Raw genomic sequence first — 9495 nt, 5'->3', positions numbered from 1 at the left:
GCCCGCGAGAGCTTAATTAAAAGCGTTAAACAAGGAAGCGAGCTCATGTTTCCTGAAGATGCTGTTATTAAGTATATTGAAATTGAAAAGAGGCTAAACGGTTAAGGCTTTGTCCTAACAAAGCTCAGGTTGCCTTATAAAGCTCGCGATTAAGCGGGCTTTTTTTTGGTTTAGCAACAAGCTACACTCGCCTTATGATTTATATTTTAATTGCCCTCATTCTATTTGTACTCATTACGCCAGGTATATGGGTTAAATACACCATAAAAAAATATGCTCAAGATTTACCTGATATTCCTGGTACCGGTGCTGAGTTAGTAAAACACTTATCTAAAAGATTCGAGCTAGTAGACCTTAAGGTTGAAGAATGCCCTGACGGGCAAGATCATTTCTCTCCACATGAGTCTACGATTAGGCTATCCAAATACATCTACGATGGGCGCTCTATTAGCGCAGTCGCTATCGCATGCCATGAATTTGGCCATGCGCTTCAGTATCATAGGAATGAAAAGATAGTCAGACTAAGAGAGCGGTACACCCCGATAGCATTATTGATAGAAAAGGCTGCGATCGCAATGCTTGGGATTATTCCGGTTCTTGTTGTTATTTTTAAGGTACCACAACTCGGAATTATTAGCTTACTATGCGGGCTTTGTGCTGTTTTTATTTCAGTGGCACTTCAATTAGTAATATTGCCTATGGAGTGGGATGCAAGTTTTAACAAGGCACTTCCGATAATTACCGAAGGTAACTATCTGCAAGATGATCAAATCGAGCCTTGCCGTAAGATTCTTAAAGCTGCTGCAATGACTTACGTCGCGGCAACTCTAGCAAGTGTATTGAATGTCTGGCGATGGCTAGCCATATTGCGGCGCTAACGTTCTATGGCGCTTGCCAGTCGCGCAATACCGGTATTTTGAAGATGGTTCCTTGCTTGTCTAGCGCAAGATAAAACTCTCCAATTTCTCTAATGACTAAGCCAGAGAAACCATCCCCTTCCCTTAAGTACAAATTATTAATCATGGCTCTTCGTGCGCTCGGTTCTGAAGAGTAGATATGACTGCTAAATTCTATTGTCGGAACCCCCCTTTGAAAGCTAATATTCATTTCACTTAGTAGAGGAAGGTCTGAAAATGCATTTGGTGCACTACTAATTTGTTTGCTTCTATCGCTCTCGTCGTTCACACTTGTCGGCAATATTTTTTCCTCGACAGCTTTAGAAACCGGGGCTGCTTCGGAATAAGGCTCGGCAAGCGGCGGGCTGATGCGCTTAACACCCGCTTTAGGTCGGATAACATCGTCAGCTTCGACTGGCTCTTTATCCTCCTTAGCAGAGCGTTTATCGGAAAAGTCATCCTTTAGAATAGGAAGAGGCTTTGCTTGAATGGGTGCTTTATCAATGAGATGGGATGGAAGTGCCTTGGTTTTACGGCCAGTATCCTTAATGTCCGGCTCAGTCGAGGAGAGTGCTTTATTGTCAGTTAACAGGCTATTTTCAGAGCTTCCACTCTCATCAGTAGAATTGCTGCCTAGAAAATAAAATATCAACGCACCTGCATTAAGTAAAAGGACAAATATTAGGAGGTAAGGCCAAAGAGGCTGTCGCGACATATTCCTTGGCATTACCATCATATCGTTATTAATCGAAGAAACCTTCTCTTGATGCCTATCCTGTTCTGACCTTTTCAAGGCGTCTAAAATGTATGACATGCTAATTCGCCCCCATAAGTCGAGGGACGCCTAAGTTAAGGCGCGAATTTATATGAATCAGCGTCATGCTGCCCGCGATGCCGTCAGGCACAAGGCCTGAGCTGGCTTGAAAGCGCTTAATCTGGTCTTCAATTGGTTCGCTTTTATTGGCTTTATACTGACTGAGTCGAGACAAGCTTTTCCTCAACCATGCCTCTTCTTTTTTCTGTCCTGGCATTACGAGATTCGATTTGTAAGGAGGAACCTTCCAAACAATTGAGTACTCCCCAAACCAGTAGCGATCAACTTCGTCAAGAGAAACCCAATACTTCTCATTCTTATGTGAAACCAAGGCATCACTACCTTCAACCCCCAGTATTGCGATATATAGCGACTCGCCATAGTCATTGACTAGGGTTAACACCGCGGGTCGGTCTAACTTTAGTAACGAGCGCCAATTACCATTTTTATGCAAGCACTTAAGACCGTACATTTCGGCGTAATCACAGGCCAGCATAAAGGGGGCTAAAGGATAGTCGATTCCCCAACGCTCTAAAATCATGCGATATGCATGATATCGATCATCTTTCTGGGTTTTGAGAGAAGATAGGTCGTTAATGATCGGGATCTGTATTGATGAGTTATCAGCATAAGGAGCCTTAGCGGGGCTTTTTTCCGTAGTTGAAAATTGCTGTAAATCTGCCACTTCTTCTGCTGAAGTACCGCTTTCTGATATAGCCTTGGAGTCGTCGCCCTCTTCAGGAGTGATTTGTTTTACTGAGGCTGGGTGCAGCTCGGGCTCTGTTTTGGAAGAAGAGATTATACTTTCCAGCTCAGCTATTCTGTTGTCGTATCGCTTGTCCAAAGCAAATACTCCAATACTGGCAATTATTGTTAGCAGGACAGCAATTATCCCCCTTTTGATTGACGAACTTAGTTTTAGTGGCTGCTTAAACTTTGGCCCCTGTATTTCCGCGTATGCGCTCTTAATATGTTTTGCATCAATAACATCCTCTTGCATTGCATAAGCACCGAGCAAGGCGCGGTCGCAAATAAGATTAATTAATCGCGGTACGCCACCACTCAAGTTAAAAAGAGTTTTTATTGCTTTTTGATTAAATAAACGCCCGCGTCGCCCCGCAACCGATAATCTACAATTAACATAAGCACCAACTTCAACTTTACTCAGCTCACACAGGTGGTATCTTGCAGTGATTCTTTGAGCGAGCTGCCTTAAATCATTCTGAGCTAGCACTTCCCTTAATTCGGGTTGCCCAAGCAAAATTATCTGAAGTAATTTCTTTTCAGATGTTTCAAGGTTAGTAAGCAAGCGCAGCTGCTCTAGTACATCAACTCTAAGGTTTTGAGCTTCATCGATAATGAGTACGGTGTGGCGATTGTTAGCGTGTGCATCAAGCAGGTAGCTGTTAATTAGGTCATTTAAGACTTTAATTGATGCTGAATCGGGGTACGCTATTCCAAGCTCATCACATATTGATGCCATAAGCTCACGTGCCGAGAGCTTCGGATTTATGATGAATGCTACGTCGGTATTTTTTGGAATCTGATTTAAAAAACAACGGCAAATTGTCGTCTTTCCTGTTCCAACTTCACCTGTAAGAACAACAAAACCGCCCTGCCCGGATACACCATATAAAAGATGAGCAAGCGCCTCTCTATGACGTTCACTCATATATAGATACCTGGGATCAGGCGCTATAGAAAAAGGTAGTTCTTTAAGACCAAAAAAGTCCTGATACATGACGTCAGCTTAGCGTAGTTGCGAAGTTTAGCTTGGTAGCAAACGCAAAGCTTAAAGACAGGGCTCGCCAAAAGCAAGTCCTTACACTCGCTAACGGATTGCCTTATGATCATCAATTAAACTAAGGCTCCCACGATGCGTTCTAACATCAGTCTTTAAGCGGGAAATGCAGCTCTCGAGTGTCTTGCTTATTTTGGAATGTGTACGAATCATCGCTAATTTAGGCCATGTCGCGCGCTCACCCTGAAGCATTAACTCCTTCATGAATTTCGTATCGGGATTGCTAAGCAGCTTCATATAGTGCCCAAGCTTGTAATTTGGAGCAACAGTGACGTCGCCATAATAATTCTGAGACATCATAGAATAAGCATGACCAGAAACTTGTCGAAGCATCTCAGATTTGGTATGAGTTCTTATATAGTCACTCACTGCCTGGCCATGAAATTTTGCTTCGGCTTTAACAAGCGCTAGGGGTAATTTTAAGAAACGATTACTAGACAGCCCTTTTGTTCGTTCCAGCAAAGGCACTACATGAGGATTGGTTTGACTTACGATAGAATAATTAACATCGTAGAGGTGCATTAGGCGCTCGATTGGCAAGTCGCTAACCATGCTGCCATCAACCCAGCGTAAGCGGGGCATATACGGTACGTTGTGTCCATGTTCATCTTTCTTAAGCAGTTTAACCGGGGGGAAAATTCCTGGAACTGCGCAAGACGCTAACGATGCACTCCACGTTAGCATGTATGGAGATGTGTAACCTGACAATAATCTAGCCTTTTGATGAGCCTGGACAGGCGAAACAGTGATATTAATACTCCGCCCCGTCTTCTCGTAGGCCTCTTGCATCGTGTATTCACCTACATAACTACGAATATAGTCTTGCAGCTGACGCTGATCCATAAAGCCTTTGCCTTTAATACCATTCAATAGGCCCATCCACTTCCAGGCTTTCATATTATGGGTATTAGGGTCAAACAAGGAAGGTAGTTCGTCATCGGTATGCGTCCCTAAGGCGGCAGCAATGATAGAACCGGCGCTTGAGCCAGTTACGACATCTGGCAATAAGCCATGCTCCCACAGGGCCTTTACAACACCGATATGGAAGACTCCTAAGGAAGCGCCGCCACTTAGCAATAATGCGGGGCGACCGAAGGATAAAAGTACATCTTTAAAAAAATCTAACTTTTTATTTGATGGCATATCAGAGGTTTGCCTATCGCAAAGATAGGAAAGGCAATCGCAAACTTCTTCAACGTATTCTTCAATGAGTGTTTTGGTGCCGTAATAGCATTGGTTATAAAGGCGTATGTCACCCATATTGCCAAGGTCATGATGCAAGCCTTCGCGAATGTCTCGATACAAAGCGGTGAGATCACCATTTTGCTTGTGCTCTCTTAAAAGACAGAGTCGATCAGAAATAAGTTCGTAGTTATATACATCAGAAGCAATATTGTCTTTCCAGGCATCATTATGTTGCATGGAGTCGAGTGTTTGAGCGGCGTCCTTCCATTCAAGGAATGAGGTAGCCTGCGACATTCTTTGTTTTTCTTTTTTTATCGTGGTGTGCATCTTAAAGCGAGCCATATAGTTGATTTTATCTTTTATCCCATCAATCAACTATAGGTTATTTTTTTCTGCAGATATATTGAACTTGTATTAAGCCCTGTGAACTTATGTTAAATAAGCCTGATATTAGAAGTCCTCGTAATCAAAATCTTCATCATCAGCGAACGGGTCTTCTACTTCGCCATCTTTAATAAGGAAGTTTCGATTTTGCAAATAGGCACTCCTGAAGAAGGCGTAGCGGTCTTCTTTGAATAATAAGTTGTTCGCAGCTAGCAGGTCTGCTCGTGTATCTATTAAATCAACAGCCTTTAGAGCAATACTTTCTTCAGTTGAGAATTCGACAAGATAGTCAACCGGGTCGGCAACGTAATCTACTATTTGTCCGCTAAAGTCTCTGACGGTAGATGGCCCTAGAACAGGTAACACAAGATAGGTAGACTCTTCATAACCCCAATAACCAAGTGTTTGTCCAAAATCTTCATCGCTGGCTTCCAGGCCAAATGAGGTCGCAACATCAAACAAGCCGCCTATGCCAAAAACAGTGTTGTAGATAACTCGGTTAAGAGAAACAACCGCGTTGTGAAACTTAGCCTGCAGCAAAGAGTTAACAAAGGTTTCGACATCATTGAGGTTGCCAAAAAAGTTGGTAACACCTTTATCGACAAAACCGGGCGTTACAAATCTGTAAAGCTTTGCCAAGGGAGTGGCGAGATACTCATCCAAATTATCATTCAATACGAACATGCTTCGATTAAATGACTCATAAGGATCTATTTCTGCGTATCTAGGGTCATAATAAGGCTCTTCTGCTTCATCATTAGCGAATGCATTAAGCGTAAAGGTACTTAGAAATAATAAAATTAGAGCGTGGTAACAAAAGCGCATACTTAATCTCTTATTATAGTTCTGCTTACTTTTTAGTTGTTATAGTTTCTTTAGGATTATATTACCAACAGAATAGCCTGCACCGAAAGAGCAAAGTACACCATAATCACCGGTTTCGAGTTCTGATCGATGCTTATGAAATGCAATCACAGAACCGGCCGAGCTAGTATTCGCATATTCATCCAGTATAACAGGTGCCTCAGAAACCTCTGCTGCACGACCTAATACACGCTTGGCGATAAGCTGATTCATGCTTAAGTTAGCTTGATGGAGCCACATCTGTTTTAGGTGTTCAGCGCTAAGCTCGTTTTCCGCCAAGTGCTCATTGATCATTTTAGCAACGAGTGGAGATACCTCTTTGAATACTTTTCGCCCTTGCTGAACAAATAGCTTATCACTAAAGCCTTCACTGCCGGGAGCACAACGATTCAGGAATCCAAAATTATTACGAATATTATTGGAGAAGGTTGNCTTTAATTTTGCGCTGACAACTTCGAACGAGTCATCACAAGATACTGTGTCAGCTCTCTCTATCACGATTGCGGTACAGACATCACCAAAGATAAAGTGACTATCTCTATCACGAAAATTTAAATGCGCTGTGCAGATTTCCGGGTTTATTAACAATACAGCCCTGGCAGAACCGCACTGAACAGCATTGAGCGCAGCCTGAAGGCCAAATGTGGCCGATGAGCACGCCACATTCATATCATATGCGAAGCCTTCTACACCAAGTTGGCTTTGAACCTCAATTGAGACAGCTGGATAAGCGCGCTGTAGATTCGAGCAAGCGACGATGACGGCATCGATATCAGCGACGGTTTTGTTTGCATTTTTGAGCGCATCTTTGGCTGCTTTAACGGCCATTTCGCATAAGATACTAGGCTCGTCATTGGAGCGCTCAGGTAGCAATGGGTGCATTATTTCAGGGTCAAGAATGCCAGCCTTATTCATTACGTATCGGCTTTTAATTCCAGAAGCTTTTTCGATAAAAGCGGAAGAAGATTCTTGTAGCGCTTCGAGTTCGCCTGCGGCTATTTTGTCAGCATTTTCACGATTAAAGCTTTGCACATAGGCGTTAAAACTCGCAACAAGCTCATCATTTGAAATAGATTCACTTGGTGTAAACAGCCCAGTACCAGAAATAGCAGCCTTTATCATGGTCACCTCTTTGCTAACGGCAAGCATGACAAGCGTACCGCGTTTAGATTCAAAACCTGCACTAAGTACAAGCCGATAAGTAAGAAAATAGCTGCACAGATTACGTTTTACGAGCTTTAATGACAACCAATATTTGAGCCAACCTTGGTGAGTATTCGGCTACCGCCTAACGCTCTCCCAGAGTTTGTTTAACCTTTTCTCTGAGACAGTCTCACTCGTACCCAATTGCTGTGAATACCAAGACACTCGTTGCTCCTCCAGTAACCAGCGAAATCGCTCCAGGTTTTCGCACTTTAAACCTTGAGCATCCAGCTGTTTTTTTCGAAGTTCGTATTGCTCCCACCATTCGGATAGTAAGGGTACATAGCGCCTTTCATTGGCCATATCTCTTGCCATTTTGTCATAGCGTAGAGAGCAAGCTTGCAAATATCTAGGAAAGCTCTTTAGCGAGGTATAGGGCGTGGATTGCAAAAAGCCATCGTAGACTAAGCAGGTAATCTGGTGTTTAAGGTCAGCCATAGGCATAGCTACTGCCAAGTTCATTTTACCTTTTAGGCGCTTCATTATCTGGTGGTAATGATTAAGTATGTCGAAAACAAGAGCGCTGAACTCTTCGCAGATCTTAAGGAAATCACCCTTACCGCCCTGTAGACAAGCACTAAACTGCTCTGCATTGCGTGGAAGCTCTCCATTAAGGAAGTGCAAACATATTGCCGCAATCAGAAAGTCATCATAAAGTGCGCTGGCTTGCCCGACAGGTGCATAAAGCAAGCCTAGCTTTTGGTAGTTTTTAATCGCTTTTTTGAATTGCGAGCGAATACCTTGGAGCTCAAAGCTTAGTAATCGCGCAATTCCAATTCGCGTAATCGCCTCGGCACCTAGCTTATCATTACAATGAATGAGCCTGATGTGTGCTCCACAATCTTGAAGCGCCGGGTATTGCATCATTTCAATACCCGCTTGTTTTATTATCTGGGATTGTTTGAGCTCGCCAAAGTCCCAGGCAGTAATATCAACTTGTTTTTCAGGTCGGTTCTCTTCCAGTTTTGCGGCGTTTTTTGCCAAATGCTCAACTTTTTGCGAAAGCTTAACGAGGTCCCTACCCTGGTTAATCAGCCGGCCTCGCTCATCCAGCACTTTAATGTTAAAGCGCAGGTGACTGTCTAGTGACTCAAGATTCCAGGCCTCAATAGGAATAGATATGCTGCCTATAATTTTTAGCTCATCACTAAGAATCTCAAGCAAAGGGCGTGAACTAGCTTCAACCTTTGGCAGTATCTTGTCTACAACATCCGGCACAGGAACAAAGTGCTTTCGCAAAGTTCTGGGAAGCGTTTTGATCAGGTGGATGCATTTTTCACGAAGCAAGCCAGGAACTATCTTCTCGAGTTTATCTACAGTTAGCTGTTTTATTGCATTAATTGGCACCGAGATATTTACACCATCATCTTCAGCGCCGGGTTTGAACTGGTAACTCAGAGGAAAGCGTATGCCATTATTTTCAATATGTTCAGGATATAGGCCCGGATCGAATGAATCCGCATTTTCGCTGCGCAGCTGACCTTTTGTAAACCGTATTAGCTTTGAGTCAGCTTCGCTTGCTTTTTTTGCCCACTTTTCAAATGCAGCACCACTCACAATGTGTTCAGGTAAAGCCTTATCGTAAAGTCCGTATATCACCTCATCATCGACCAGGACATCTTTACGACGCGTGCGGTCTTCAATCGATTCCACTTCATCAATAAGCTTTAAGTTATGAGCGATAGCCTTATTTTTGGTGCGAAACTCTCTCTCTATGAGTCCGGTGCGAATAAATATTTCACGGCAAACTCCTGGGTCAATCTGGCTGTAGTTAACTGGGCGCTGAGAGACAATTTCAAGTCCGTATAAGGTCACCTTTTCTTTGGCAATTATTTGTGCCCTTTTGGCTTCCCAATGAGGTTCGGCATAAGAACGTTTTACCAAATGCTTTGCAAGCGGTTCTATCCATGCAGGATCGAGCCTTGCGTTATATCTGGAATAGACTTGTTGAGTTTCCACGATTTCAGCGGCAAATAACCATTTAGGGCGCTTTTTGTTTACGCCAGACCCGGGAAATAAGTGGAAACGTCGATTTCGACACCCTTGATACTCGCGTTTTTCTTCATGTTTACCGATATTGCCAAGCAAGCCGCTCAATAAAGCCTTATGAATAGAGTCATAAGAAGCCTCGCTATCATTTTCCTTGATGCCGATGCTTTTTAAAACGAGTAATAGTTGTCTATGTATCTCGCGCCACTCCCTCATACGCACAGCGGATAGGAAGTTTTTCTGGCAAAAGCGCTTTAATTGATTATTGCTTAGCTCCTGGCGTTTATCTTCAAAGAATTCCCACAACCGCAAAAAAGAAAGGAAATCTGATTCAGGGTCTTTATATTCCGCATGAGCCT

The 9495-nt window shown here is 43.1% G+C and carries 7 protein-coding genes; 1 reads left to right on the top strand and 6 read right to left on the bottom strand.

Annotated features, from left to right (window positions below):
• Positions 1 to 194: 194 nt before the first annotated feature.
• Positions 195 to 878 carry a zinc metallopeptidase gene (locus A3735_RS08810; protein WP_068510691.1) on the top strand — a complete coding sequence of 228 codons (684 nt, stop codon included), beginning with the start codon at positions 195 to 197 and terminating at the stop codon, positions 876 to 878.
• Positions 879 to 882: 4 nt separating this feature from the next.
• Here the strand turns inward: A3735_RS08810 and A3735_RS08805 are convergent, their stop codons facing one another.
• From A3735_RS08805 to hrpA, 6 genes are all read right to left on the bottom strand, one after another.
• A complete protein-coding gene (locus tag A3735_RS08805) occupies positions 883 to 1710 on the bottom strand; it encodes a general secretion pathway protein GspB (RefSeq protein ID WP_068510690.1) in 828 nt (275 codons plus the stop codon).
• Position 1711: 1 nt separating this feature from the next.
• The gene (locus A3735_RS32375) at positions 1712 to 3382 is read right to left on the bottom strand and encodes an ExeA family protein (RefSeq protein WP_304438873.1); all 1671 of its coding nucleotides are present in this window, start codon (positions 3380 to 3382) and stop codon (positions 1712 to 1714) included.
• A gap of 159 nt (positions 3383 to 3541) precedes the next feature.
• Positions 3542 to 5023 (bottom strand): DUF3336 domain-containing protein, encoded by a 1482-nt coding sequence (locus A3735_RS08795; protein ID WP_255375156.1) that lies wholly within the window; start codon positions 5021 to 5023, stop codon positions 3542 to 3544.
• Between the two features lie 123 nt (positions 5024 to 5146).
• Positions 5147 to 5905, bottom strand: a complete 759-nt coding sequence (locus A3735_RS08790) for a VacJ family lipoprotein (RefSeq protein WP_082865131.1) — start codon at positions 5903 to 5905, stop codon at positions 5147 to 5149.
• A gap of 39 nt (positions 5906 to 5944) precedes the next feature.
• Entirely contained in the window at positions 5945 to 7066 is a 1122-nt protein-coding gene (locus A3735_RS08785) for a beta-ketoacyl-ACP synthase III (RefSeq protein ID WP_068637946.1), read from the bottom strand.
• A 159-nt stretch (positions 7067 to 7225) separates the two neighbouring features.
• Positions 7226 to 9495: ATP-dependent RNA helicase HrpA (gene hrpA / locus A3735_RS08780; RefSeq protein WP_068637944.1), on the bottom strand; the 2270-nt coding region annotated here is incomplete at its 5' end.

The sequence above is a fragment of the Oleiphilus sp. HI0061 genome, assembly GCF_001635675.1.
The sequence above is the reverse complement of the archived record's forward strand: the minus strand, read 5'-3'. Positions and strand labels throughout refer to the sequence as shown.